The sequence below is a fragment of the Acidimicrobiia bacterium genome, assembly GCA_009694375.1.
GTDB lineage: Bacteria > Actinomycetota > Acidimicrobiia > Acidimicrobiales > VFJN01 > VFJN01.
This window is the reverse complement of sequence record SHVB01000001.1, coordinates 25950-51114: the sequence shown is the minus strand read 5'-3', so window position 1 is coordinate 51114 and position 25165 is coordinate 25950. Positions and strand designations below refer to the sequence as shown.

At 64.1% G+C, this 25165-nt stretch carries 23 protein-coding genes and 1 tRNA gene; 19 read left to right on the top strand and 5 right to left on the bottom strand.

The window, feature by feature from the left end:
• Positions 1 to 29: 29 nt before the first annotated feature.
• The 5 genes from EXQ71_00240 to EXQ71_00220 form a co-directional block, all read right to left on the bottom strand.
• Positions 30 to 218 carry a hypothetical protein gene (locus EXQ71_00240; protein ID MSO85936.1) on the bottom strand — a complete coding sequence of 63 codons (189 nt, stop codon included), beginning with the start codon at positions 216 to 218 and terminating at the stop codon, positions 30 to 32.
• A gap of 45 nt (positions 219 to 263) precedes the next feature.
• The gene (locus tag EXQ71_00235; GenBank protein ID MSO85935.1) at positions 264 to 1190 is read right to left on the bottom strand and encodes a class I SAM-dependent methyltransferase; all 927 of its coding nucleotides are present in this window, start codon (positions 1188 to 1190) and stop codon (positions 264 to 266) included.
• A gap of 1029 nt (positions 1191 to 2219) precedes the next feature.
• Positions 2220 to 2537, bottom strand: a complete 318-nt coding sequence (locus EXQ71_00230) for a hypothetical protein (GenBank protein ID MSO85934.1) — start codon at positions 2535 to 2537, stop codon at positions 2220 to 2222.
• A gap of 87 nt (positions 2538 to 2624) precedes the next feature.
• Positions 2625 to 3830: a site-specific integrase gene (locus tag EXQ71_00225; GenBank protein ID MSO85933.1), complete on the bottom strand. Its 1206-nt coding sequence runs from the start codon at positions 3828 to 3830 to the stop codon at positions 2625 to 2627.
• 45 nt (positions 3831 to 3875) lie between these two features.
• A tRNA-Pro gene (locus EXQ71_00220) sits at positions 3876 to 3950 on the bottom strand.
• A 37-nt stretch (positions 3951 to 3987) separates the two neighbouring features.
• Here EXQ71_00220 and tig point away from each other — a divergent pair.
• From tig to EXQ71_00125, 19 genes are all read left to right on the top strand, one after another.
• Positions 3988 to 5421, top strand: coding sequence for a trigger factor (gene tig, locus EXQ71_00215; GenBank protein ID MSO85932.1), 1434 nt, complete (start codon positions 3988 to 3990; stop codon positions 5419 to 5421).
• Entirely contained in the window at positions 5421 to 6077 is a 657-nt protein-coding gene (locus tag EXQ71_00210) for an ATP-dependent Clp protease proteolytic subunit (protein MSO85931.1), read from the top strand. Before tig ends, EXQ71_00210 begins: the two co-directional genes overlap by 1 nt.
• 35 nt (positions 6078 to 6112) lie before the next feature.
• The gene (gene clpX, locus EXQ71_00205) at positions 6113 to 7387 is read left to right on the top strand and encodes an ATP-dependent Clp protease ATP-binding subunit ClpX (protein ID MSO85930.1); all 1275 of its coding nucleotides are present in this window, start codon (positions 6113 to 6115) and stop codon (positions 7385 to 7387) included.
• Positions 7388 to 7398: 11 nt separating this feature from the next.
• On the top strand, positions 7399 to 8700 hold the full coding sequence (locus tag EXQ71_00200; GenBank protein MSO85929.1) for a bifunctional folylpolyglutamate synthase/dihydrofolate synthase: 1302 nt from the start codon (positions 7399 to 7401) through the stop codon (positions 8698 to 8700).
• Positions 8701 to 8721: 21 nt separating this feature from the next.
• On the top strand, positions 8722 to 9135 hold the full coding sequence (locus tag EXQ71_00195; protein ID MSO85928.1) for a nucleoside-diphosphate kinase: 414 nt from the start codon (positions 8722 to 8724) through the stop codon (positions 9133 to 9135).
• Positions 9136 to 9275: 140 nt separating this feature from the next.
• Entirely contained in the window at positions 9276 to 10313 is a 1038-nt protein-coding gene (locus tag EXQ71_00190; protein ID MSO85927.1) for a rod shape-determining protein, read from the top strand.
• Between the two features lie 14 nt (positions 10314 to 10327).
• Positions 10328 to 11167, top strand: a complete 840-nt coding sequence (locus tag EXQ71_00185) for a rod shape-determining protein MreC (protein ID MSO85926.1) — start codon at positions 10328 to 10330, stop codon at positions 11165 to 11167.
• The gene (mreD, locus tag EXQ71_00180; protein ID MSO85925.1) at positions 11164 to 11691 is read left to right on the top strand and encodes a rod shape-determining protein MreD; all 528 of its coding nucleotides are present in this window, start codon (positions 11164 to 11166) and stop codon (positions 11689 to 11691) included. The genes EXQ71_00185 and mreD overlap by 4 nt, the downstream gene beginning before the upstream one ends.
• Positions 11640 to 13688 carry a penicillin-binding protein 2 gene (gene mrdA / locus EXQ71_00175; protein ID MSO85924.1) on the top strand — a complete coding sequence of 683 codons (2049 nt, stop codon included), beginning with the start codon at positions 11640 to 11642 and terminating at the stop codon, positions 13686 to 13688. The genes mreD and mrdA overlap by 52 nt, the downstream gene beginning before the upstream one ends.
• Positions 13688 to 14866 (top strand): rod shape-determining protein RodA, encoded by a 1179-nt coding sequence (gene rodA / locus EXQ71_00170; GenBank protein ID MSO85923.1) that lies wholly within the window; start codon positions 13688 to 13690, stop codon positions 14864 to 14866. Before mrdA ends, rodA begins: the two co-directional genes overlap by 1 nt.
• Before the next feature lie 156 nt (positions 14867 to 15022).
• A complete protein-coding gene (locus tag EXQ71_00165) occupies positions 15023 to 15856 on the top strand; it encodes an aminoglycoside phosphotransferase family protein (protein ID MSO85922.1) in 834 nt (277 codons plus the stop codon).
• A gap of 88 nt (positions 15857 to 15944) precedes the next feature.
• The gene (locus tag EXQ71_00160; GenBank protein ID MSO85921.1) at positions 15945 to 17900 is read left to right on the top strand and encodes a TIGR03960 family B12-binding radical SAM protein; all 1956 of its coding nucleotides are present in this window, start codon (positions 15945 to 15947) and stop codon (positions 17898 to 17900) included.
• Entirely contained in the window at positions 17897 to 18607 is a 711-nt protein-coding gene (locus EXQ71_00155) for a DUF2344 domain-containing protein (protein ID MSO85920.1), read from the top strand. The genes EXQ71_00160 and EXQ71_00155 overlap by 4 nt, the downstream gene beginning before the upstream one ends.
• Before the next feature lie 18 nt (positions 18608 to 18625).
• Complete coding sequence (locus tag EXQ71_00150) at positions 18626 to 20551, top strand: Rne/Rng family ribonuclease (protein MSO85919.1); 1926 nt, start codon at positions 18626 to 18628, stop codon at positions 20549 to 20551.
• Between the two features lie 54 nt (positions 20552 to 20605).
• Positions 20606 to 20917: a 50S ribosomal protein L21 gene (rplU, locus tag EXQ71_00145; protein ID MSO85918.1), complete on the top strand. Its 312-nt coding sequence runs from the start codon at positions 20606 to 20608 to the stop codon at positions 20915 to 20917.
• Between the two features lie 10 nt (positions 20918 to 20927).
• Positions 20928 to 21182, top strand: a complete 255-nt coding sequence (locus tag EXQ71_00140; protein MSO85917.1) for a 50S ribosomal protein L27 — start codon at positions 20928 to 20930, stop codon at positions 21180 to 21182.
• Between the two features lie 310 nt (positions 21183 to 21492).
• The gene (locus EXQ71_00135) at positions 21493 to 22167 is read left to right on the top strand and encodes a hypothetical protein (protein MSO85916.1); all 675 of its coding nucleotides are present in this window, start codon (positions 21493 to 21495) and stop codon (positions 22165 to 22167) included.
• Positions 22167 to 22763 carry a pilus assembly protein gene (locus tag EXQ71_00130; GenBank protein ID MSO85915.1) on the top strand — a complete coding sequence of 199 codons (597 nt, stop codon included), beginning with the start codon at positions 22167 to 22169 and terminating at the stop codon, positions 22761 to 22763. Before EXQ71_00135 ends, EXQ71_00130 begins: the two co-directional genes overlap by 1 nt.
• Positions 22756 to 25101 carry a hypothetical protein gene (locus EXQ71_00125; GenBank protein ID MSO85914.1) on the top strand — a complete coding sequence of 782 codons (2346 nt, stop codon included), beginning with the start codon at positions 22756 to 22758 and terminating at the stop codon, positions 25099 to 25101. The genes EXQ71_00130 and EXQ71_00125 overlap by 8 nt, the downstream gene beginning before the upstream one ends.
• Positions 25102 to 25165 lie beyond the last annotated feature (64 nt).

Here is a 25165-nt window from a genome sequence, read left to right as displayed (position 1 = left end):
ACGCGCCGCCGGGCGAGACGGACGCGGAACTACTCCACCCCGGTCGCCTTCGATCGACGCCCATTGGGTAGCGGTTCGGGATTCGGGGGAGGCCCGCTCGCCAGGTCGGCGGCCATCCGGGTCGCTAGCCGCACGATCTCGGCCTCCCGCTCGGCCTCCATCCGGGCCGATATCCCGTGGATCTCCGCGATGAGTTCGGCCTTGCGGTCCTCGGTCACGGGCAGGTGAGCCGGTTCGATCCCGGAGCCCGCCTGAGTAGGCGATCAGCGACGCAAGAGGCGGACGGCCGCCCTGCTGATTGGACGTCGGAGCCGGTAGTTCCATACGAAGCGCGCCGGTCCCACGAGTCGCGTCCGCCTCTTGTAGGCATCTACGTGCTTCTCGATGCGGGCAGCCTCACCTCCCAGCTCGGGCATTGGCGGGCGATCGGCTGGGCGGGCCAGGACCGCAAGGAACGGAACCCCCGTGCCGGAGAATACGGGGTTGGCGAGACGGGCCGTCACCTCAAATCCGCCTGTGGCGAGCATCGCCGTCAACGTACGTTCGGAGTAGTACCGAAGATGGAAATCTCGCAAGAACCAGTCGAGACCGAACCGACCAGGGTGATCGACGTCGGGAACGACGATGAGAAGCCATCCCCTCTCGGAGGTGACCGCCCTGAGCGTCGCGAGCGCAGCGACCGGATCGATCAGGTGCTCGAACACCGTCGACAGCACCACAAGGTCCGCTACCTCAGCTCCGATCTCGGTGAGATGTTCAAGGGGGGCGGCCGCGATCCTCACGTTCGGTCGCTGATTGTGCTCGGCAAGAAGTTCACTGAGCCTCAGGTCGGGTTCTACGCCTACGACTCTTGCGTCCGTGAATACGTCAGCCAGGGCGCCGGTTAGGGCGCCGAATCCGCATCCGACATCAACGATTGTGCGGGACAGGTCCCCGGTGATTTCGCGTACTGCCTCGGCCTGCTGCCGTTGTTTCTCCCCGGAGCGAAACAGGAGATCGGGGGTTGGCCGGTCCCCCCAGTACTCAAGCTGGTAGAAGTCCTCGGTCGAGTCCGGGACCGGGTGTCGCGTAATTAGACCGCAGGTGCCACAGATGTTGAAGGTCGCTGCCTTGGTGAACGCTGCGACGCCGTCCTTCGTGGTGTGGAGATGTCGCCAGACGTTCGATCCGCAGAGCGAGCACTCGACCATCGGCTCGACAATACAGACCCTCTCGCCGCGGTCGTCCGGAGCGGTGGTTCCGCACGCGCAGTGCTCACCGAGGCTCCCACGTGGCCACTCTGCTCTGCCGCTCCCTCCTGTTCCCGAGCCCGCGAACAGGAGGGGAGGCCGACGACCCGAGGCGCCTGTCGACGCTTCCCTTGTCGCACAGTCGAACGTCGCGGGTCAGCGGCCGGTGGAGGCGCTCCCGGCGTCGACGGCACTACTCCGACCAGCGCGACACCGACGGTTACAAGGACTTCGGTTCGGGTCATCATGCTGGACGCTAGGCGGCTCCTCCTGGGAGGCCCGTGATGCCCAACCTGATGCCAAATGGCGACGGCGCGGACCCCCGGCGACGACCTGGCCTGCGCCGATGTCGTAGCGGCCGCCGATGTCGCCCCTTGCTCTGATAGCAGGCGTGGTGCCGGAACCCCGCCGGGGACTGAGGTACCTCGCCGCCCTCGGCTGACCCGCTGGGCTCACGTACCGACGCGGGGGCTGCTCTGCGGAGGGGGCGGAACCCGGTCGGTGGCCAGCCGGGCCGCTAGTCGTCTGACATCGGCCTCCCGGTCGACCTCCATCCGGGCCGCTATCCGTCTGATCTCCGCGATGAGTTCGTCCTTCCGGGACTGGGGCATCGGCACGTGGGCCGGTTCGATCCCGGTTCCTTCGCACCGGGTGCAGGCCATGGTCGCCGCGATCCTGGCGACGCGGGTAGCCGGATCGGGCGGGCGTTGGCTCATCGGATGACCCGGAGCGGTTGGTCCCGGTACAGGGCGGCTTCCAGAGCATCGAGGCGGTCGAGGAGATCACCGCGGTCGGTGAGGTCTCCGTAGGCGGTGACGACCACCCGCAAGGCGGCCACGTTCACGGCGGGTGGCGTCTGGCAGGGCCCGTCTCCGTTGGACAGTCTTGGGGGAGCAGTTGGCGACGCGGGCGGTCTCGTGGTCGCCGAGCCCGGTGGCGAGGGCGGCGACGATGGCGGAGTCGTTCACACTGGTGGACATTCGGGGCCTTTCAGAGTCGAGGGGGGTTCAGGTCGGCCGCGTCGAGGGCGTCCCACCAGGAGTCCGGCGGGAACGTGGCGTGGGGCGCCCAGTCGTTGGCCGGGCAGGTCCGGACACGGATAAGCCCACCGATCACGGGAAGGGCCACAGTGAGCACCCCTGCCCGGACAGGTTCGTTGGGGTTCAAGGCACCCGCAACCAGCGCTCCAACCACCGCCACCGCCCCCGAGAGCCACCCGGGGCCGACGAGGGCAGCCAGCATCGCTAGTGCGCCCAGCGCAACCGGCACAACCGTCCGGCGAACGGCGCTTCGCTGTGGGGTGTCCATCACCTCATCATGGCTGATTGTTGAGCGCAAGGTTGGCTACGCCTACGAGGGCGAGTCTCCACCAAGGTGCCGGACCTGGATGAGGTGTCACGACGGGGACGGACCGCTTGGCTCGGTCCGCAGGACGGCGCTGCGTTGGCCGATCCGATCGGCGACGGCGCGCACGCTGGCGGGCAGCGCGTGGGCGTAGACGCTCAACAGGATCTCCGGGCTGTGCCCCAGGATGTCGGCGACGGCCCGGAGCTCACCGAGATCAGCCGCCCCGCTCACCATGTGGGTGGCGGCGGTGTGGCGGAGGCCATGGGAGCTGAGGCGGGGAACGCCGGACCGCTTCACGAGCACGTCCAGCGTTCGGTCGAAGCTCCGGGGCATCACCGCGTTGCCGGTGCGCGTCGTCAAGATGAGGTTCTGGTCGCTCCAGCCAGCCCCGGCGAGCAGCTGCTCCTCGGCCTGGGCCCGCTTGCGAGCGGCCAGGGCCTTGACCGTCTCCTGGTCGAGCGGGATCACCCGGCGCGATCGGGTGTTCTTGGCGTCGGTCCACGTAGCCCCGGTTGCGGTCGCCACGAGGCCCTCGTCGATTCGGATGGTTCCCTCCTTCGCGGCGAAGTCGTCCCAGCGCAGAGCGAGCAGCTCGCTGCGGCGGAGGCCGTAAAGGACCGCCAATCGGAACCCCGCCGCCCACGCATGTTCGTTCGTGGTGGCGAGAAACCCGTCGACCTGCTGGGCGCTCCACGCCTTGACTTCTCGTTCGCGCACTGGCTTGGCCACATGGCGCGGCATGGCCACGCGCGTGGCTGGGCTACGACGTAGCAGGCCCTCATCGACAGCGTCGGCCAGAGCGGCTCGGAGGACGTTGCGGCAGATCTGGACGCTGCGCCGCGAGAGCTTGCCGGCCGCGGCGATCTCGTCCAGCCACCGAGCGATGTCCTCGCGCTCGAGCCGGTCGACGCGGATAGCACCGAGCCCCGTCTCGATGTGCGACGCCGCCCACCCGTACTGCTCGCGCGCCTTGACCGAGACGTCGGTGCGGGACGCGACGTATCGCTTGACGAGCCAGCCGAGGGTGCCCCGTTCCGACACGAGGTCCTCCGACGATGTCGACCGGGAGGCGTTGATTGCCGCTCGCTTGGACGGGAACGTGCCGAGCTGCCGCGACTTGTGCCGGCCCGTCTCGGTGTCGATTCCATCGACGCGCACCACCCACTTGTCACGCTGCCTGCGGACGGTGGGGTCTCCGATGGCCTTCCAGCCCATGGCTGCCTCCCGCCGGATTCTGATACATCGCTGATACATGCGATGATCGCCGGCTCGCTGAGTCAGTATAACACCTGGTCAGAGTGGTCGGGGAGGGGGGATTTGAACCCCCGACCTCCTGCTCCCAAAGCAGGTGCGCTACCACTGCGCTACTCCCCGTGACGGGGTGCACGATAGGCCCTCGGAGGGCAGGTGCATGTCGGGGACCCTCGCGTCGGCCGATACAGTAGGGGTCCACATGAAGAGCACCGTCGCACCCCTCGAGGGGAACAAGGTCAAGTTGTCCGTTGAGGTGGAGGCGGCCGAGTTCGAAGAGGCCATCACCGTCGCCTTCCGAAAGATCGCCAAGGAGGTGCGCCTCCCGGGTTTCCGGCCCGGTAAAGCCCCCCGTAAGGTCCTCGAAGCCCGTCTTGGCCCGCTGGTGGGCCGAGAGCAGGCGATGCAGGATTCCCTTCCGGAGTACTACAGCGCCGCGGTCATCGAACACGACGTCGATGTCATCGCTCCTCCTGAGATTGATGTGACGGGCGGGCACGAGGGTGGCAACGTGGCCTTCGATGCCGTCGTGGAGGTGCGGCCCTCCATCGAGGTGCCCGGGTATGGCGGGCTGTCGGTCACGCTGGAACGTCCCGCCCCCGACGACGACGCCATCAACGCCCAACTCGGTCGTATGCGTGAGAGCAACAGCACCCTCGAGTCGGTTGATCGGCCGGTGCAAGACGGCGACACCGTCACCATCGACATCGCCGGCACCCTGGATGGCGAGGCTCAATCGGGGCTCACCGCCGACGATTACAACTACACGGTGGGCTCGGGAGCGATCAGCCCGGAGGTTGACGAGAACCTCCTCGGGGCCACCGCCGGTGCGGCGCTCGCCTTCGCGGCCACCCACCCCGATCCCGACGAAGGGCGCGAACTGCTCTTTGAACTTGCTCTCAAGGACGTGCGGGAGAAGGTTCTTCCCGACCTCGACGATGCCTGGGCTGCCATGGCATCCGAGTTCGAAACGCTCGACGAACTCCGGGCCAGCCTCATCGACCGCATGACGCGGGTCCGGACCGCCCAAGCCCAGATGGCTCTGCGCGAAAAGACCGGCGAAGCCCTCGCGGCGCTGGTCACCGACGACCTGCCCGAAGCAATGGTGAACCACGAGATGCAGGAGCGTTTCCAAGACCTCGCCATGCGCTTACAAGCCCAGGGCATGCAACTTGACCAGTACTTGCAGATGACCGGCACCGACCCGGAGCAGTTCAGCCAGGAACTTCGCGACACCGCCACCTCCGGGGTAAAAGTGGACCTGGCGCTGCGAGCGGTAGCGGTAGCCGAGGGAATCGACTGCACCGATGAGGACCTCCTCACCGAACTCGAAGAGGTGGCTGAGCGGGTAGGCCAGAGTGTTGATGAGGTGCGCGAGCGCTTCGAGAGCGTGGGGCAGATCTCGGCGGTACGCTCAGACATCAAGAAGCGCAAAGCGCTGGAGTGGCTACTCGAAAAGGTCGAACTTCTCGACCCCGAGGGTGTCAAAATCGAGCGTAGTGAGCTTGAGATCCCACCTGAAGAAGCCGATACCAACGAAATCCCCCTCACCGCGACCGACGAGGTCGCCGACGAAACGGACGACCAAGACTGATGGACATCATCGGGCAGCACGAAACGGTGATCCGGAACTACCTCGTTCCCACGGTCGTTGAGTCGACCAACCGCGGCGAGCGGGCCTATGACCTCTACAGCCGACTCCTCAAAGACGGCATCATTTTTTTGGGCACGCCCATCGACGACACGATCGCCAACTTGATCTGCGCTCAGTTGCTTCACCTCGAGTCGGAGAACCCCGACCGCGACATCAACATCTACATCAATAGCCCCGGTGGCGACATCACAGCGTTGTTTGCCATCTACGACACGATGAGTTTCGTGAAGCCCGACATCAGCACGATCTGTTTCGGGCAGGCTGCTAGTGCGGCCGCCGTGCTCCTCGCCGCCGGCACCAAGGGCAAGCGGCTGGCCCTTCCCCATTCCCGGGTGCTACTCCACCAACCGTGGGGCCAAGCCGGCGGGCAGGCCACTGATGTGGAGCTGGCGGCCCGTGAGATTCTCCGGATGCGCATCCAACTCGACGAGTTACTGGCCGACCATACCGGCCAAGACTCCGAGAAGATCCACCAGGATACGGAGCGAGATTTCGTGATGTCCGCCGATGAGGCGCTCGCGTACGGCATCATCGACGAAGTCATCACGGCCCGAACCTTGGCCGACAATGCTGGCCCGATCACTCGGGCTAGCTAACCAGCAGGTACGAGAGGCAAACGGGGGTCAGCAACGTGGCCAAATTCGGGGATGGGGGCGAGCTTCTCAAGTGCTCGTTCTGCGGTAAGTCTCAGAAGCAGGTGAAGAAGTTGATCGCCGGCCCGGGGGTCTACATCTGCGATGAGTGCATCGATCTGTGCAACGAAATCATCGAGGAGGAGCTTTCCGAGACATCGGAGATGCGCTTCGATGAACTCCCCAAGCCCCAGGAGATCTACGAGTTCCTGAACGACTACATCATCGGTCAGGACCACGCCAAGAAGATCCTCGCGGTGGCGGTCTACAACCACTACAAGCGAGTTCAGTTCGGTGCCAGCCACCACGAAGAGGTGGAACTGGCGAAGTCGAACATTCTCTTGCTCGGTCCCACCGGTTGCGGAAAGACCCTCCTGGCCCAGACGCTCGCTCGCATGCTGAACGTGCCCTTCGCCATCGCCGATGCCACCGCTCTGACCGAGGCGGGGTACGTCGGAGAAGACGTGGAGAACATCCTCCTCAAGCTCATTCAAGCCGCCGACTACGACGTGAAGAAGGCCGAGACAGGGATTATCTACATCGACGAAATCGACAAGGTCGCCCGCAAGAGCGAGAACCCGTCGATCACCCGCGATGTGTCGGGCGAAGGTGTGCAGCAGGCTCTCCTCAAGATCTTGGAGGGGACCACCGCGTCGGTTCCGCCGCAAGGGGGCCGCAAGCACCCCCACCAAGAGTTCATCCAGATCGACACCACCAACGTGCTCTTTATCTGCGGCGGAGCGTTTGCTGGGATCGAAAAGATCATTGAGGGTCGTCTTGGTTCCAATGGCATCGGCTTCACCTCCGACATCCGCAAGCATGAGGAAAAGCACCCGGGGGCGGCGCTGGCCAGTGTGCTTCCCGAGGACCTCATCAAGTTCGGTCTCATCCCCGAGTTCATCGGCCGCCTGCCGGTACTCAGCGCGGTGGCGCCACTCGACCGGGAGGCCTTGGTCCGGATCCTGGTGGAGCCCAAGAACGCCCTGGTGAGGCAGTACCAGAAGTTCTTCGAGTTGGAAGACGTCGAATTGGAGTTCTCCGACGATGCCCTCGACGCGGTGGCCGATCAGGCCCTGCTGCGCGGCACGGGTGCTCGTGGCCTTCGGGCCATCCTCGAAGAGGTGCTCCTCAATGTGATGTACGACCTCCCCTCCCGCACCGACGTGCAGAAGTGCGTCATCGACCGCGATGTCGTGCTGGATAAGGTCAACCCCACTCTGGTGAAGCGCAAGGACGCGCCAACCCAGCAGCGCCCGCGGCGAGCAGCCTCCTGAACCTCCCCGAGGTGTTGGCCTGGTTGGGCCAGCACATCAATCTCGAGACAAGCCCGGCCGTGGCCGGTCGCGTTGAGGGTCTGAAGCTGGATCAGATGCGGGAGCTGTGCGCTGTCCTCGGCGACCCCCAGCGCCAGCAGTCCACCATCCACATCACCGGTACCAATGGGAAAGGCTCGGTGGCCCGACTCGTCACCGCCCTGCTCGGCGCCCACGATCTCACCGTGGGCACCTACACGAGCCCACACCTCGAGACGATCAACGAACGCATCTCTCGCAATGGCGTGGCGATCTCCGATAGAGCTCTGGCGGAGGTGCTGACCGATCTGTCCCGTGTCGAGCCGCTTTTGCAGCATCGCCCGTCCTACTTCGAACTGCTCACGGCGGCGGCTTTTCGCTGGTTCTCCGATGAAGCGGTAGGGGCGGCAGTGGTGGAGGTGGGATTACTCGGGCGCTGGGATGCCACCAACGTGGTGGACGGAGTTGTTGCGGTGCTTACGAACATCGGCCGTGATCACACCGATGGTCGGGGTGATTGGCGGGGTCGGCTCGCCGAGGAGAAGGCGGGCATCGCGAAGGAGGGGTCCACTTTTGTGGTGGGCGAAACCGATCCAGCTCTCGCGGCGGTGTTTGCCGCTACCCCCGCAGAGGCCACCTGGTACCGCGACGTGGACTTTGCCTGTACCGGGAACGCGTTGGCGGTGGGCGGGCGCATGCTTGATCTGCGCACGCCGGGGGGGCGGTACGACGAGGTGTTCCTCGCCCTACATGGTGCCCACCAAGGCGACAATGCGTCCCTTGCTCTGGCCGCCACCGAGGCATTTTTCGGCCGACCCCTCGACGGGGATCTGGTGGCCGAAGCCTTTGCATCGGTTCGCAACCCAGGCCGGTTCGAGGTGCTACAGCGCGACCCGCTGGTGATCCTCGACGGTGCCCACAATCCCGGCGGCGCGCAGGCGGTAGCCGAGGCGCTGGCCAGTGGGTTCGCGGTGCGCGGTGATCGATACCTCGTGGTGGGCGTGCTCGACGGGCGCGACCCTCGCGAATTGCTCGAGATATTGGGGGCGGAGGACGCGGTTGAGGTGGTGTGCTGCACCCCGGATTCGCCCCGAGCCCTTCCGGCGGCGGACCTAGCGGCGGTCGTGAGGCGTCTCGGAGGGCGGGCGCGGGTGGTGCCCGATGTGGGGGAAGCCGTCGCGTTGGCTCTGGCGACGGCGGCGGTATCCGATGTGGTCCTCATCACCGGGTCGCTCTACACGGTGGGCGCGGCCCGCCGGGCCGCCCGGGTGCACGGGTTGGTCTTGGACACCTGAGCCCTCCTACGCTCGGTCGTCATGAACCAGACCTTTGTTATGTGTAAGCCCGATGCCGTTGAGCGCTCTCTCGTGGGGGAAATCATCGCCCGCTTCGAGCGCAAGGGTTTCACCGTGCGGGCCGCCGAGTTGCGCACCGCCAGTGTCGCTTTGGCCGAGGCGCACTACGCCGAGCATGCCGATAAGCCGTTCTACGGAGAGCTCGTGAGTTTCCTCACTCGCTCGCCGGTGTTGGCCATGATCCTGGAGGGTCCCGCCGACAACACGTTCTCCCTCGTCCGCAAGATCGTGGGGGCCACCAAGGTGGACGACGCTGAGCCGGGCACCATTCGAGGCGACTTCGCCACCATCACCAGTGAGAACCTTGTTCACGCCTCCGACGGCCACGACAGTGCCGTCCGGGAAATCGCCTTGTGGTTCCCCCAGGGCCACTGATTGTTACGATTCGGTTGCAGGCCCTAGACTCGGAGATCAGCAGGCGAAGGGTCGACTAAAGGTTGACCTTCCGGTTGCAATCTTGTGCGAGTACGATGCACACAACGTCCGTGGTAGCTAGCGGAGAGGGTCCCGCCCCGATGTCCGAGAACCTTCTTTCCTCCATTTTGGGCCGCGACATGGCGGTCGATCTCGGCACGGCGAACACCGTCGTGTACGTACGGGGGCGCGGCATCGTGCTGAACGAGCCGTCGGTGGTGGCCATCAATGTCCGCAACGGTCAACCGCTTGCGGTGGGGGTTGAAGCCAAGCGGATGATCGGCCGCACCCCGGCACACATCCAGGCCATTCGACCGCTGAAAGACGGCGTGATCGCCGACTTTGAGATGTGCGAGAAGATGCTCCGGTATTTCATCCAGAAGGTCAACAATCGGCGCTGGAGCAAGCCCCGCATGGTGATCTGCGTGCCCTCGGGTATCACCGGAGTGGAGCAACGGGCGGTTATGGAAGCCGCCGAGTATGCCGGTGCCCGCAAGCCCGCCTACATCATCGAAGAGCCCATGGCGGCCGCGATCGGTGCGGGCCTCCCGGTGCAGGAACCCACCGGCAACATGATCGTGGACATCGGCGGTGGCACCACTGAGGTGGCGGTGATCTCACTGGGCGGCATCGTGGCCAGCCAGTCCGTACGCGTGGGGGGCGACGAACTCGACGACTCGATCATCCAGTTCATCAAGAAGGAATACAGCCTTGCGGTGGGCGAGCGCACCGCGGAGGAAGTGAAGATCGCTCTCGGGTCGGCCTGGCCTCTTGAGGAGGAACTCCACGCTGAGATCCGTGGTCGTGATCTCGTCACCGGTTTGCCCAAGACGGTTGTTACTACCACCGAGGAGATTCGTGAAGCCATGGGGGAGCCGGTCTCGGCCATCGTCGACGCAGTGAAGTTCACCCTCGACAAAACGCCCCCGGAACTCGCCGCCGACATCATGGAAAAGGGCATCACCCTGGCCGGCGGTGGAGCACTCTTGCACGGCCTCCAGGCCCGACTTCACCACGAGACGGGCATGCCGATCCTGATCGCCCCCGATCCACTCCACGCCGTGGCTATCGGATCCGGCCAGTCCCTGGAAGAGTTCGAGGCCCTCAAGGGCGTACTCTTCTCGTCCGCTAACCACTGATCTCCGCCTAGTTCGTGGCTGTTTCCCGTCGACGCGGCGGCCGTTCCCGCTTCACCCTGGCCCTGCTCGTGCTCACCTCCCTCACCTTGCTCACGCTCGACTTTCGTGATTCCGTCCTCGTTCGCACTGCTAGCGATGCCGCCGGATCGGTGTTTTCTCCACTCAAGGGGGTGGGAGAGACGGTAAGCGCTCCCTTTTCCAACGCCTGGCGGGGCATCACCGACTTTGGGGATGTCAAGAGTGAGAACGACCGCCTGCGTGAGCGCGTGGCTGAGTTGGAGGGGCAGGACGTACTCAATGCCGCCGCCGCCCAGCAGATGCTCGAACTCACGGCCCAACTCGACCTCGAGTGGATCGGCGCCATCGAAACGGTCCGGGCGCGCGTGGTGGCCGGACCGGTCTCGAACTTCGCTGAGACGATCGACATCAGCAAGGGCTCGCGTGATGGCATCAAGGTGGGGATGCCGGTGGTGAACGGCGCGGGGCTAGTGGGCAAGGTGGTGCAGGTCAACGCCCATCGGACCACGGTGCAACTCATCACCGACCCCGAGTTTGCCGTGGGTGTCCGCTTCCTGAATGGGGTTACCGGTACCGCCCGCGGCCAGGGTCGGGGCAAGGATCTCATTGTGGACACCCGTCTGGCCCCCGGCGGAACGGATATCCCCGAAGTTGGCGCCGCCACGACCACCAGCGGCATCGATGAGAGTGTGTTCCCGGAAACCATCCCGGTGGCCAGGTTGAAGGAGACCAAGGAGGCCGGTGGTGGTCTCACCCTCAACCTGGTGGTCAGCCCTTTAGCCGACACCGAGAAGTTGGCCTTCGTAACGGTGCTGCTCTGGACGGGCGGCCCGTGACACCCTCCGATTCCTTTCTGGTGGCGGCGCGGCTGTCGTTGGTCATGGTCGTCGCCCTTACGTTCCAGTTGGCTATCGCCCCTCGTGTCGAGCTCTTCGGCGTGCATGGCGATCTGATGCTGCTTATTGCGATTGCGGCTGGTATGACCGCCGGTCCGGAGCGAGGGGCCACCATCGGCTTTGTGGTGGGCCTGATCTATGACCTGGGCTTGTCGACGCCTCTGGGCCTGTCGGCCCTCACATTCGCTCTGATGGCCTACGCCGTGGGGCACCTCCAGCACTTGGTCATCAGAGCGGCCTGGTGGATACCGGTGGCGACCGCGGCCGCGGCGAGCGGGATCGGTGTCATTCTGTATGGCGTGTTCGACACCATGGTGGGGCAGGATCTTGTGTCGCTCTCGCTGCTGAGGGTCGCCCTTGTGGTGGCCCTCTGGAATGCCATCGCGGCGCCGATCGTGGTGCCCGTGATGCGATGGGCCACCGCTCCGGGTGGGGGCTTGCGGGTTCGGTCGGTGTACCGATGAAAAAAGACACTCCGGGTATGCGCCTGTCGATCCTGGGCATCGTGGTGGTGGCTCTGTTCGCATCGCTGTTTGCCAGGCTCTGGTACCTCCAGGTCATGGTCACCGACGAGTTCCAGGTGGTGGCCCAGGCCAACCGGGTGCGGGTGGTGCCGGTGGGGGCGCCACGCGGCCGCATCCTCGACGTAACGGGCAAAGTACTCGTCGACAATGCCATCTCGGTGCAGGTCACCATTGACCGCACCGTGCTCGACAAACTAGAGGAGGACGAGCGCACGCGGGTCCTCACCGCTCTTGCCGAGGCGCTCTCTCGTGCCTCGAAGGCGAAGACGGTGGCCGACATTGAGACCGACCTGGCCAACGAGCGCTACAGCCCGTATGTGCCGGTGCCGGTAGCGAGGGACGTACCCGAGGATTTGAAGATCTGGTTGGATGAACGTGGCGCCGAACTTCCGGGGGTATCGGCGGTGCGTGTCGCAGTGCGTCAATACCCCTACGGGAGCCTCGCTTCCCATGTCCTCGGCTACACCGGCCAGATCAACGACACCGAGTTCGAGAGCATGGCGAACTCCGATAAGCCGTACACGCTGAACGACGAAATCGGGAAGTCCGGCCTGGAACTGCAGTACGAGGCGTATCTACGCGGAACCCCTGGCACTCGCGAGATTGAAGTGGATGCCCAAAACGAGCCGATTCGTGACATCGGTGGTGAGGCGCCGATTCCTGGCGACGATGTGGTCCTCAACCTGAACATCGACGTGCAGGCCCAGGCCGAGCAGGCGCTCAAGACTGGCCTGGCCTTTGCCCAGGGCCGCTCCTGTGCTGGATGTAAGGGTGCTGTAGTAGCCCAGGTGGGTTCCACCGTGGTGCTCGATGCGCGCACCGGCGGGGTGGTGGCGATGGCTTCCTATCCCACGTACAACCCAGCCGATTTCATCGACGGGATCAGTGACTCAGAGTTTGCCTACCTCGACGACCCGGCCAACTTCGCGCCTCAGAACAACTACGCCATCCAAGGTCAGTATGCGCCGGGTTCTACCCTGAAACCCTTCACTGCGGCGGCTGGGTTGTCGGCAGGGATTCTCACCCCCCAAACCACCATCAACGACACCGGGTCGTTTGATGTGCCCGGTTGTTCTGGCGACTCCTGCACCTTCCAGAACGACAACGGCAAGGCCTATGGCACGGTGAACCTGAGTCGTTCCCTCACGGTGTCCTCCGACGTTTTCTACTACGGCCTGGGGGCACGATTCTGGCGGGAACAGGACGCCCTGGGAGGCCCAGAAATGTTCCGGAGCCTCCTGGAGCGCTGGGGTTTCTACAAAGACACCGGTATCGATCTCCCCTATGAACAGTCGGGTCGGATTCCCTCTCCGTTGTGGCTCACCAAGTTCTGTGAGGAAGTGGACTGCCTCGAGGACACCTGGCGCACGGGTGACAACGTGAACATGGCGGTGGGGCAGGGGTCGGTCCTGCTCACCCCCCTACAGATCGCCAATTCCTACGCCGCCATCGGGAACGGCGGGATCGTGTGGACTCCGCACGTTGTGAAGCAGATCCTTGACGGCGTCACTGGTGAAGTCATCGAGACGATTGAGCCGAAAGAGTTGAGCCGGGTGGATCTGCTCCCTGAGTGGCGCGCCGCCATCGTTGATGGCCTGCAGGGAGTGACAACCAGCGAGGGTGGCACCGCCAGCGGCGCCTTCAGCGGCTTCGATTCGGCGGCTTACCCGGTGGCGGCGAAGACGGGAACGGCTCAGGTGGGGACCAAGAAAGCACCCACTGCGGTGTTCGGTTCGTTCGCCCCCGCTGGCAATCCGCAGTACGCAATGTCGGTGCTCCTCCAGGAGGCGGGCTATGGCGGTACCACCGCCGCCCCCATTGCACGTCGGCTCTACGACGTGCTGTCCGGCGCCATTCCGCTGGTTCCAGCTCCCCCGGGCGGCAAACTCGATGATCTGGCGACGCTGGCTCCCGAACCGGGTGACGTGCGCGACTGATGGCCGCCCCCACCAATTTCTCATCCCGCAATCAGGTCGCCCCGGGAGCGGCCGGTCGGCTCTCCCGTAACCCGTCAGCTCCTTGGCGCCACATCGACTTGTTGCTGCTGGGTTGTGTGCTGGCCGTGTGTGTTCTGGGTTGTCTCATGGTCTTCAGTTCCACGCGGGGAAGCGACCCTGCCGCCTTCGACACTGCGTTCGTGGCGAAGCAGGTGCTCTTCATAGGCATCGGGATTGTGCTGATGGCGGTGGTGGCCTCGGTGGACTACCGCCGCTATCGGGAATGGGCGCCGGTGGCCTATGGCGTGGTGTCGCTGTTGTTGTTGCTGGTCGTCTCGGGTTTGGGAAGCGAGAGCAAGGGCACGCAGGCATGGTTCCAACTCGGGCCGTTCCAGTTGCAACCCTCCGAGCCGGCCAAGATCGTGGTGATCGTGATGCTGGCTTCGCTGCTGGAGCAGTTCAAATATGAGTTGAATGTTCAACGATTGGTCATGGTGTTGGCAGTCCCGGGCCTGCCAATGGCCTTGATCATGTTGCAACCCGACCTCGGGACGGCCCTGGTATTTGTGGCCATCACGATGGGGATGCTCCTGATTGGCGGTGTGCAGAGCCGGCACATTGCTGCGCTCACGCTGTTGGGCATCGCAGGCGTGGCCGTCGTGCTGAACTCGGGGATGCTCCAGGAGTATCAGAAGTGCCGTTTCACTTCCTTTCTGGAGACAGAGAGCCGGGTGTGTATCGAGCGCGACGCGTCGTACAACCAGGACCAAGCCAAAGTGGCGATCGGGTCGGGCGGCTGGCTGGGCGCCGGTCTCGGCCAGGGAACCCAGACGCGGTTGGGCATCGTGCCCGAACAGCACACCGACTTCATCTTCACAGCGGTGGGGGAGGAGTTGGGCTTTGCCGGCTCGGGTACCCTGCTGGCCCTACTCGGGGTGATGGCCTGGCGCATCTGGCGGGCGGCCCAGTTGGCGCGTGATCCCCTCGGCACCCTGATCTGCGTCGGCGTACTGTCGATGTTTGTGTTTCAGGTGTTCGAGAACGTGGGGATGACTATGGGGATCATGCCGGTCACCGGAATCCCCTTGCCGTTCATGAGCTACGGCGGATCGAGCACCCTCACGGCTTTCGTCGCCGTGGGTCTCGTCATGAACGTCCACATGCGCCGTTTCAACTAACCCCCCGGGGTCTGCCCCCGGGGGGACTCGGGTGGTTCGCGCTCGGGTTCGTGGGGATCAGACAGGGATAGGGATCAGAGGCGTGAGATCGGGGGAGTTCCGCGCGAGAATCGGCGCGTGGCGGCACCCGACGCGGAGATCGAGGTGAGCGTCGCGCTGGTCCGTTCGTTGCTAGCGTCCCAGCGCCCTGACCTGGCCGATCTCGAGATCCGCGAGGTGGCCTCAGGGTGGGACAACGTGGTCTTCCGGGTGGGCGCCGACCTCGCAACGCGCCTTCCCCGGAGAGCCGTCGCAGTGGTCCTCGCCGCCAACGAGCAGCGGTGGCTCGCCGAGCTCAGCCACCACTTGCCCTTGCCGGTCCCGGCTCCGGTGTTCGTCGGCGAACCCGGCCCCGGCTACCCGTGGCCATGGGCAATCGTCCCGTGGTTCCGCGGCGACGAGGCCGCTCGGGCCGAACCCACCGACTGGACCGACACCGCGGAGCGGTTCGCCGCCTTTCTCGTGGCCCTCCACCAGCCGGCTCCGGGTGATGCGCCGCCGAACCCGTACCGGGGGGTTCCGCTCGCCGGCCGGGCCGCCCGCTTCGTCGAGGGCCTCGACGAAGCGGGCGATGCCGTCGATCGAGCGCAGATCGAGGAGCGCTGGGCACCCCTGGTTGCCACGCCCGAGTGGCCCGGGCCCAAGGTCTGGCTCCACGGGGATCTCCACCCGCGCAACATCATCGTGCACGAAGGCAGGCTCGCGGCGGTGGTCGACTTCGGCGACATGACGGCGGGAGACCCGGCGGTGGACCTCTCCGTGGCATGGTTCTGGCTGCCGGCGTCAGTGCGCGACGCGTTCCGCTCGGCCTACGGCGGCGTGGATGAGGACACCTGGCGCCGGGCTAAGGGCTGGGCTCTTGCCCTGGCCATCGCCCATCTCGGCGGCGACGACCGGGTCATACCGCTGGGCCAGCACGCCCTGGCGGCCGTGCTCGACGACCCCGATTGAGCGTCGTCAGCCCTTATCGGACTCCCACCCACCCCGCTGACCTGGAATGTCGGCTCGGCGGGGGTGGTCCGGTAGCCTGGGGGGCACGATGGTAGATGTATGGGCTCGCCTGGAGCCGCACCTCGCCTCGGTCCAGAAGCCGGCGCGCTACATCGGCTGCGAGCTCTGTGCTGAGGTTCCGCCGCCCGCCCCGCACCGGGTCGGGTGGTTGTTGGTGTACCCCGACACCTACGAGATCGGTCTCCCTAATCAGGGCCTACAGATCCTCTACGAGATCCTCAACGAGCGGCCGGATGCCCGCGCCGAGCGGTCCTATGCCCCCTGGACAGACCTCGAGGAGGTGTTGCGACGGGAGAACATTCCCCTCTTTTCCGTAGATACCCACCGCAGCGCCGACGAGTTCGATGTGATCGCCTTCAATTTGTCGGCCGAGTTGGTGTACACGAACGTGCTCAACTGCATCGATCTCGCGGGGGTGCCGGTGCGGTCGGAGGATCGACGGGTTGAGCATCCCCTCATCGGGGCCGGTGGCCATGCCACGTATAACCCCGAGCCGCTGGCCGACTTCCTCGATTTTGTGGTGCTCGGCGATGGCGAGGAGGTGGTGGGGGAGATCAACGCCGTCGTGGCGGCATGGATCGCCGGTGGCCGGACGGCCCGTATCGATGTGCTCCGTGCCCTCGCGGGGATTGAGGGCGTGTACGTCCCTGCCCTCTATGAGCCGTGCTACCTGCCCGACGGCTGCCTGGAAGTCACGGCCCCGATCGATGCGGCCGCTCCCGCCGTTGTGGAAAAGCGCACCATCGCCGATCTGGCTGATTGGCCGTACCCGAAACAACAGATCGTGCCCCTCACCGAGGTGGTGCACGACCGCCTCAACGTGGAGGTTTTCCGGGGGTGCACCCGGGGCTGTCGGTTCTGTCAGGCCGGGATGATTACGCGCCCGGTGCGGGAGCGCCCCGCCGATCAGGTGCGTGAGATGGTGCAGCAGGGCATCCGCCGCACGGGCTACGACGAGGTAGCTCTCACCAGCCTATCCACCGCCGATTTCTCTGGTATCGAAGACGTGGTGACGTCGGCCATGGATGATTCGGTGGGCTGTGGGAATGTGTCGGTGAGCCTCCCGAGCCTGCGGGTGGATGCCTTCACGGTGGGGGTGGCGGCCCAGATCCAAAAGGCGCGCCGCACCGGCCTCACTTTTGCCCCTGAGGCAGGTTCTTGGCGGATGCGTCAGGTGATCAACAAGTTGATCACGGAAGAAGATCTCTACGCCGCGGTGGACTCAGCCTTTAGTCAGGGTTGGCGCCGGGTGAAGCTCTACTTCCTTGTGGGACTGCCCACCGAGACCGACGAAGACACGTTGGGAATCGTCGAGTTGGCGAGTCGTTGCCTGCAGTTGGCGAAGGAGAAGGGGCATAACGGTTCCGTTACGGTGAGCGTCGGCGGGTTTGTGCCGAAGGCATTCACGCCCTTTCAATGGTTTGGTATGAACACCGAGGAGGAACTGCGCCGCAAGGTCAACCTTCTGAGAGATGCGGCGCGCAAGGCCAAGGGTGTGCAGTTGAAGTGGCACGACACCCGCGCCAGTCTCGTAGAGGGTCTGGTGAGCCGCGGGGATCGGCGTTTGGGCCCGGTGATCGAGCACGTGTGGAGGGCCGGGGGCACATTTCAGGAGTGGAGCGAGCATTTCCGACTGGATCTATGGGAAGCCGCCATGGAGGCCCATGGCCTCGACATGGATTGGTATTGCCATCGCCATCGCACCGAGCACGAAGTGCTCCCGTGGGATCACCTCTCGGCGGGACTGCACAAGGATTTCCTCTGGCAGGACTGGCGAGATTCCCTTGATGAACTGGGGTTGGAGGACTGCCGCTGGACACCTTGTTACGACTGCGGAGCCTGTACCGGTTACAGCATCGAGCATGTGGTGGCCTCGGCGGTGCCGCCGGCCGGTGGAAGCCAGGGCACCGGCCAGAACTTGCTGTGGGGGACTGAGGTTCCCGTGGTCTTAGGATCCCGAAGATCGGTTCAGGTCCCGGTATGAAGATCCAGCAGCGCGTTCGGTTCACGAAACTTGGAAAAATCCGCTTCCTATCTCATCGCGACCTGGCTCGTATCTGGGAACGGAGTTTGCGTCGCTCGGGGGTCCAGGTGGCCTACAGCGAGGGCTTCTCCCCCCGTCCGCGCCTGAGTTTTGGTTTGGCGTTGTCTACCGGGCACGAGAGCCTGGGGGAGTACCTGGACATCGACCTCGCACAGGATGTTGATCCGGTGGAACTCCCTGGAATCGTGAATCCGTCTCTGCCGAGTGGCATGGAGGCGCAGATTGCTATTCCAATTGAGCCGGGCATCCTTTCCCTTCAGCAGGCCGTTACCAGTTCGAGTTGGCGTATTGCCCTTGCCGACATCGAAGCCGATGAGGTTGCTGAGGGCCTCGCCCGAGTGATGGGGGCCGACGAGTTGCCGATTGTGGTGGAGCGAAAGGGCAACAAAATTACCCTGGACGCGCGGCCGGCCATTCTGGCGCTCAGCCAAGATGATGTGGTGTTGGAGGCCGAGTTGGCTTCCCAGCCGCGCAGCCTTCGCCCGGCCGAACTTCTTCGAGCCATCGATCCCACCTGGGGTGAGGGCCGAGTGTTACGTACTCACCAATGGACGCTGGTCGACGGCGCCCGCCGCGAACCGATTCCTTTCGGGGACTTCAGTTCGCGCGGCGCGACGCCGACCCCGCACGCGGGAGCGCGTGTGTGACAAGAAGGGATTCCCCCGATGACCGATCTCCCCACTGGCAACTCCGGCGGCACAACGCCGTCGGATCCTGGCCGCCTGCCCGCCGTCTCTCCTCCGCCTGATCGCCCCTCGTCGGGAGATGTTCGAGCGAGCGGTGGGGATACATCCTCGCCGGGCAGCCCGCGACGCCGTGGGTCGCGGGGGGGACGCAGCCGCACGCGGTCGAGCCCTGACGATGCGGTAGCCAGCGATGATCATCTGAACCCCGACCTACCTGATTTGCCTCACGAGGGACGTCCCAGTTCCCCGGAAGCGGCTGATGCCTCGTTGGTGCGCCGTCAGGAGGGCGACTCCGCCGAGGTGCGTAAACCGCAGATCGGTGATTCGCGACCGTTGCCGGGGGCCCCCGCTCCGGCTCCCGCTGGGGGGGAGGCCCCGAAGCGGAAGCGCCGTCGGGGGGGTCGTGGCCGCGGTGCTGGCGGTGCTGGCGGTGCTGGCGGTGGTGGTCGGTCAAGCGGGGGAGGGGCCAGTGGGGGCCGCTCAGGCCAGGGCGGCGGTGGTAACCGCGGCGGTGGACGGGGTGGTTCACCGATCGAGGCGGTGCTGCCCACCGGCGGCATCCACCTCGGCGATGACATCCTTGAAGCCCGCCGCGGCCGAGAGCGTAATGGCCGACCGGTCGGGCGGTACCTCATGTGCGTGCATGTAGCTGAGGGAGCTACGCAGATCTCGGTGCTGGAGGGCCGGAACCTCATCGAGCACTACGTGTCTCGGCCGACCGATGACATTGGCCAGATACACGGGAACATTTATCTGGGAAAAGTACAGACTGTACTCCCAGGCATGGAGGCAGCCTTCGTGGATATCGCCACGCCGAAGAACGCGGTGTTGTATCGAGGCGACGTGCAGGTTGATGCCGACGAGGTAGAGGGCGGCAAAGCGCGGAAGAGCAACAACATGCGCATCGAGCAGATGCTGAAGGCCAAGCAGACGATCATTTGTCAGGTTACGAAGAACCCGATTGGAGCAAAGGGGGCGCGTCTCACCCAGGAGGTTTCCCTTCCCGGCCGCTTCGTGGTGCTGATCCCCAACAGTTCCACCTATGGCATTTCGAAGCGAGTGTCGGATAACGAGCGCAAGCGTTTGCGTTCGATCCTGGATCGGGTAAAGCCAGCGGAGCACGGAGTGATTGTGCGAACGGCCGCAGAGGGTGTGACCGATCAGGAGGTTGAACAGGACGTTCTTCGGCTGGTTGACCAGTGGAACCAGATCACCGCGCTGGCGAAACGAAGCCAGGCCCCGGCCCTGCTGTACCGCGAACCCGACATGGCCTTGCGGGTTATTCGGGAGGAATTCACTAATGATTACCGCGGGGTGGTGATCGATGACAGGGATCTCTACGAGTCCGTACGTGACTACGTGGGATCGATTAGTCCGGAGGTGGCTGACCGGGTTGAGTACTTCGATACGGAGGTGGAGGCGCTTCCGCTGTACGAGCGTTTCCAGATTCATGAGCAGTTACACAAGGCTCTGGATCGCAAGGTGTGGCTTCCGTCGGGAGGGTCACTGATCATCGAGCACACCGAGGCCCTCACCGTGATCGATGTGAATACAGGAAAGAATGTGGGCACCTCGAATCTCGAGGAAACGGTGTTCCGCAACAACCTCGAGGCGGCCGAGGAGATCGCGCGTCAGCTGCGGCTGCGGGACGTGGGAGGAATCATCGTGGTGGATTTCATCGACATGGAGATCCGTCCCAACCGCAGCGAAGTGATCCGGGTGTTCCGGGAGGCGTTGGCCCGTGATAAGACCCGCACCCAGGTGTTTGAAATCTCGGACCTGGGGCTCTGCGAGATGACGAGAAAGCGGATCGGGGAGGGTCTGCTGGAGTCATTCGCGGGCCACTGTCCGCACTGCGATGGGCGCGGTTTGGTGATCGACCCCCAACTTCTCCCCCCGGATTGAGCGTTTGGTGGCTCCCGCGGTAGGCTCGGATGTCCCACGCAAGGAAGAAGTCGCATGTACGCAGTGATCAAGACCGGTGGCAAGCAGGAGAGGGTCGAGGCTGGCCAAGTTCTCAATGTCGAGAAACTGGGCAAGGAAGTGGGCGACGACCTCATTCTCACTCCCGTGTTGGTCGTTGACGGTGACACGGTTCTCGCCACGCCCAGTGAGTTGGCCGGTGCGTCGGTTACCGCCAAGGTGGTGGGCGAAGCTAAGGGCCCCAAGATCACGGGTTTCAAGTACAAGAACAAGAGCAACCAGCGCAAGCGTTGGGGTCATCGTCAGCACTACGACGCCGTCGAGATCACCGGCATCTCTACGGGCTGAGGAGCACCAGATGTCTAAGACCAAAGGCGGCGGTTCCACCCGGAACGGGCGCGATTCCAACGCACAGCGCCTCGGCGTGAAGTGCTACGACGGCACGGCGGTAACCGCGGGCACGATCATCGTGCGCCAGCGTGGAACGAAGTTTCACCCCGGCGAGAACGTGGGTAAGGGTGGCGACGACACCCTCTTTGCCATGGCTGATGGCAAGGTGAAGTTCGGCCGCCGGAAGGGCCGCAAACTCGTCGATATTCTTCTCGTCGAGTAGCTCCCGGGACGCATTGTCCTAGCCACTCCGGCCCGAGGGCCCGCCCCCGTAGCTTCGGCGCGCCCAATCCCGAGGGATCTGCCGGAGAATAGGTCTTTTTGACTCATGCGCAGCCCTACCGCCATCGGTACGGTTTTCTGTAGTTCTAGAGGACAAATTCGATGGCGTGCCGCTTTGGGGCGGTGCCGTGTTGAGGAGGCCGAGGGTGCCGAACCCGCTATCACGTTGGAGCGCATGGAGGCCTCGTGGGCTCCGTTGGGCGAGCAACCGGTCGGGGGCGGCACCCGATCGCGGGGTCTCGGCGGTAGAGATGGCGCTGGTCGGTCCGCTGTTGATGGTTCTGCTTTTCGGGGTGATCGAGATGGGTGGGCTGATGAAGTCGCACTCCTCGGCGTCCCACTCCGCGGCGATGGGGGCCCGTACTGCGGGTATCGCCGGCAATGACGCCTTGGCCGATCAGTCCATCTTAGCGAGCATGTCCGCAGAGACCTTTGGGATTCCCACGGATGAAATGGAGTACATCATTATCTGGAAGGCCCTCGCTACGGGTGAGGCCGTTCCGGACGCCTGTGTGAACCAGGTTGCGGGAGGCGCAGTCAACACTTCTTCACGAGGCGTGTACGACGGCGGCACGAGTTCGGCCGGGGCGTGCAATGTGTACGTGAAGCCCGGCCTCCCCGGTGGAGCGTTGGACATGGCGAGGGGAGCCGCCGCGCAGTCCGCCCCCTACTACTTCGGATGCAGCGGCCCATCCGACGCAGCGGCGGCTAACAAAGTGGACTGCAAATGGGCGGCCACCAATCGCAAGGTGGCGATCTCCCCGCGCGACGCGACCGGCAACCCGATATACGCCGATTTCCTCGGGGTGGCCATCGGGTCCACTCACCACTACTACACCGGGTTTTTCGGCACCACCAAGACGATCACTGGCAGCGCCGTTGTCCTGCTTGAGCCTCGGATCTATTCCGTAGAGGACGCCAACTGATGGGTAGGACCGCCCGCCGAGCCCGCCGACGCAATGACCGGGGTGCTGTGCTGCTTGAGTTCGCTCTGGTCGTGCCTTTTCTTTGCCTCATGGTGTTTGGGACGGTTGAGATGGGTTTGGCGTGGACCGCCAAGAGCCGGGTTCAATCAGCCGTGGCAACGGCTACTCGAGTGGGTGCCAGCGTGGGGGCCAACGCCAACGCCGACCGCACCATTCTCGTAGCGTTGCGAGCGGCCCTGTCCAGCGAGGCTCTCGCCAACCTTGACCGAGTGGTGATCTATAAGTCCACCGCCGCCAGCGGCACGGTGCCGGCTAACTGCATTCAGGCGGTTGGATCACAAGTACAGACCGGTGTGTCCGCCTCCTGCAACACCTACACGGGCGGCACCGTGCGAAGCGTGACCAGTAGCACGTCCCTTGGTGCCGCCGACGACTACTGGTCGGGAACCACCCGAGTTGACAGCCTGGCTGGCACGCCCGACTCGCTGGGGCTCTACATCAGAACCACCTACGCGGCCAAGACGGGGTTGTTGTTCAACAGCCTTACCTTTACACACCAGAACGTGTTCCGCCTTCAACCGGATATAGATGGTTAGGACGATGGACGACCGCTCGATGACCAAACCGAAACGCCAATGGGGTGTGGGTGAGATGGGACTCGCCCTGATCTTAACGTCATTGCTGCTGGTCCCGATGATGATTTTCGCAGCCTTTGGGGTGGATCTCGCCAGTTGGTATGCGAGGGCTAATACCCTTCAAACCGCCGCCGACGCAGCGGCCCTGGCGGGCTCGCCGTATATGCCCGACCTCGCCAGGGCCGACACAGTGGTTGACGCCATTCTGAAGCAAAACGGTCTGGAGGACGGAATCGACAGCCTGTTGGTGACCGCCGTGCAGGGAGCCGACGAGAACTCGCTCATCGTCACATTGACTGATACCGACGTGGATCGATATTTTTCGCAGGTTTTTCGAGGCAAGCAGACGATCGTCCGTACCTCCGAAGCCGTATTCCACCTCCCGATACCGATGGGGAGTCCCCTGCACTACTTCGGAGGTGATCAAACAAAGACGGCGCAGCCTGATATCCCCCAACCCGACACGTACTCCGTGCAGACCCCGACCACCTACGCCACGGTGGCCCCCTCGACTCGTCCGTGCAACATTGGGACAAGTTCCAGCCAGAATCTCGGCACATGGCCGGCCAGTGGGTCCTTCGACGCCACCGGCTGGACATCCGGGGCCTCTCAGTGTAAGTGGAACGTCGTGCCCGTCGGATCGCCCACCACTGGCTCCGGGGCCGGATCTAACTCGTTTCCCCCGTCGGACTATACGACCCGACCGCCGCTCTCGTCCCCCTGCGCCGTGAAGACAGACGGCGGGAACACCACACAGGACCAGTGGAAAGTGATCGCGACTGTCCCCACTTACAGCAGTTCGACGAGCGGCGCACCGACCACGAAATGTAGTTGGACGAAATGGACCACTATTCTTTCGTCGCTGCCCTCGGTATATGCCACCCAAGCGCCGACGAATGCGAAGTGCCGCACTGGTTACGAGCCGAACGACACCCACCTGCGGGGGAGTGGCGTGACGGCTGGGTCGGGATGGTTCAAGGGTTCCGGTTCGAGTGATTATCAACTTCTCAAAGACGGAGGCGGCAACGCCGATAAGGCCGTCGCTGGGAAAGCCAGTGACGGTAACAGGTTGTGTAATTGGTTGGTGACGGCCACCATCATCACCACTAACCCTGTCGCCGCCACCATCGTCACTACCCAACATCCGCCCATACCCGGTACGAATCCGATCGCTTCCACCCGCAGCCCTGGTTTCTGGGCACTCGTTGAGGGTCCGGGCACGGTGGCCCCAAATGGGGATGCCTACTCAGTTCGCTGCTACATCACCGCCAACTGCACCAGTGGGGACAATCTGATGTATCGCCCTTCGAGCGATCAAAACAGGGGTTATTGGTACTCGATCAAAATTCCTACTGGCTTGAGCGGCGCGATTGTTGTGTCGGTGTTTGATGGGAGCAACAACCCGTCGGGAAGCCTCTCCACACTGGCGGGGGATGCATCGAGCAATGTTTCGAATGCGGCGGTCAATGGGGCCTTCGAGACGGAATACACGATGTATAAGCAGAACAACGCTCTTGATTTTTCAGTGCGCAGCCGGGTGGGGTCGAGCCCTGGCGACACAACCGAGGGTAGTTGTCACTGGAAACTCGGCTCGGAGTCGGGCTTCAGGGGGCAGTGGAACACCTTGTGCACGCTCAACGGGGTTTCGTCGGGAGAGACGTATCTCCTCAACGTTCGCACCAATGGTACTACCGGTTCCGGTCTGAACGGTTACGCCGTGCAGGCTTGTGCACAGGGCAATTGTGACACTGCATTGCAGCCAGCGCTGGCCGCAATCTCTGAGATGGCCATCTTTAACAACGTTACGGAGGGCGAATCCACCTTCTACCTTGCTGAGGTGGGCCAGCAATACAACGGTCGAGTTCTGGTGGTCAATCTTTACGATGCTGGTGATGTGAACGGTGACGCCGATCTCTATGTGATGAAGCCCGCGACCTCGGCGCCCAAACCCACCGTCCACGTGCCGGCCGCAACCTGCAAATACACCGCATCGCCCTACCCAAACTCTGCGCAGAACAATTCGGATGGTGGAGGGACCGGCACCCAGGTGGTGGCACCGCAGGCTTCCGACGACAACTCCAAGTGCATGGTGCGCACCGACGACCGGAAATTCAACGGCGAATGGTTGCAGATCCGCATCACGATCCCCACCACCTACACCTGCACCATGGGGGTAGACCCAGAGACGACCGCCAACTCCTGCTGGTGGGGGATCAAATACGACTTCGAGAACGATGCGACCGACGCCACCACGTGGACGGCCCGGATCGAAGGCAACCCCCTGCGGCTCACGAAGTAGTCGGATCGGATCCGTCTCCGATACCGCGTGCCCCACTCTTGGTTCCGAAGGCGGCGGCTTCGGG

What these genes read in the sequence shown, in the direction of transcription:
- EXQ71_00130 (MSO85915.1), top strand. Translation starts at nt 22,167, where the DNA reads ATGGGTAGGACCGCCCGCCGAGCCCGCCGACGCAATGACCGGGGTGCT.
- EXQ71_00210 (MSO85931.1), top strand. Translation starts at nt 5,421, where the DNA reads ATGGACATCATCGGGCAGCACGAAACGGTGATCCGGAACTACCTCGTT.
- EXQ71_00125 (MSO85914.1), top strand. Translation starts at nt 22,756, where the DNA reads ATGGTTAGGACGATGGACGACCGCTCGATGACCAAACCGAAACGCCAA.
- EXQ71_00190 (MSO85927.1), top strand. Translation starts at nt 9,276, where the DNA reads ATGTCCGAGAACCTTCTTTCCTCCATTTTGGGCCGCGACATGGCGGTC.
- EXQ71_00235 (MSO85935.1), bottom strand. Translation starts at nt 1,190, where the DNA reads ATGGTCGAGTGCTCGCTCTGCGGATCGAACGTCTGGCGACATCTCCAC.
- EXQ71_00135 (MSO85916.1), top strand. Translation starts at nt 21,493, where the DNA reads ATGGCGCTGGTCGGTCCGCTGTTGATGGTTCTGCTTTTCGGGGTGATC.
- rplU (MSO85918.1), top strand. Translation starts at nt 20,606, where the DNA reads ATGTACGCAGTGATCAAGACCGGTGGCAAGCAGGAGAGGGTCGAGGCT.
- EXQ71_00195 (MSO85928.1), top strand. Translation starts at nt 8,722, where the DNA reads ATGAACCAGACCTTTGTTATGTGTAAGCCCGATGCCGTTGAGCGCTCT.
- tig (MSO85932.1), top strand. Translation starts at nt 3,988, where the DNA reads ATGTCGGGGACCCTCGCGTCGGCCGATACAGTAGGGGTCCACATGAAG.
- EXQ71_00225 (MSO85933.1), bottom strand. Translation starts at nt 3,830, where the DNA reads ATGTATCAGCGATGTATCAGAATCCGGCGGGAGGCAGCCATGGGCTGG.
- EXQ71_00155 (MSO85920.1), top strand. Translation starts at nt 17,897, where the DNA reads ATGAAGATCCAGCAGCGCGTTCGGTTCACGAAACTTGGAAAAATCCGC.
- EXQ71_00160 (MSO85921.1), top strand. Translation starts at nt 15,945, where the DNA reads ATGGTAGATGTATGGGCTCGCCTGGAGCCGCACCTCGCCTCGGTCCAG.
- EXQ71_00230 (MSO85934.1), bottom strand. Translation starts at nt 2,537, where the DNA reads ATGGACACCCCACAGCGAAGCGCCGTTCGCCGGACGGTTGTGCCGGTT.
- EXQ71_00150 (MSO85919.1), top strand. Translation starts at nt 18,626, where the DNA reads ATGACCGATCTCCCCACTGGCAACTCCGGCGGCACAACGCCGTCGGAT.
- rodA (MSO85923.1), top strand. Translation starts at nt 13,688, where the DNA reads ATGGCCGCCCCCACCAATTTCTCATCCCGCAATCAGGTCGCCCCGGGA.
- EXQ71_00140 (MSO85917.1), top strand. Translation starts at nt 20,928, where the DNA reads ATGTCTAAGACCAAAGGCGGCGGTTCCACCCGGAACGGGCGCGATTCC.
- mrdA (MSO85924.1), top strand. Translation starts at nt 11,640, where the DNA reads ATGGGCCACCGCTCCGGGTGGGGGCTTGCGGGTTCGGTCGGTGTACCG.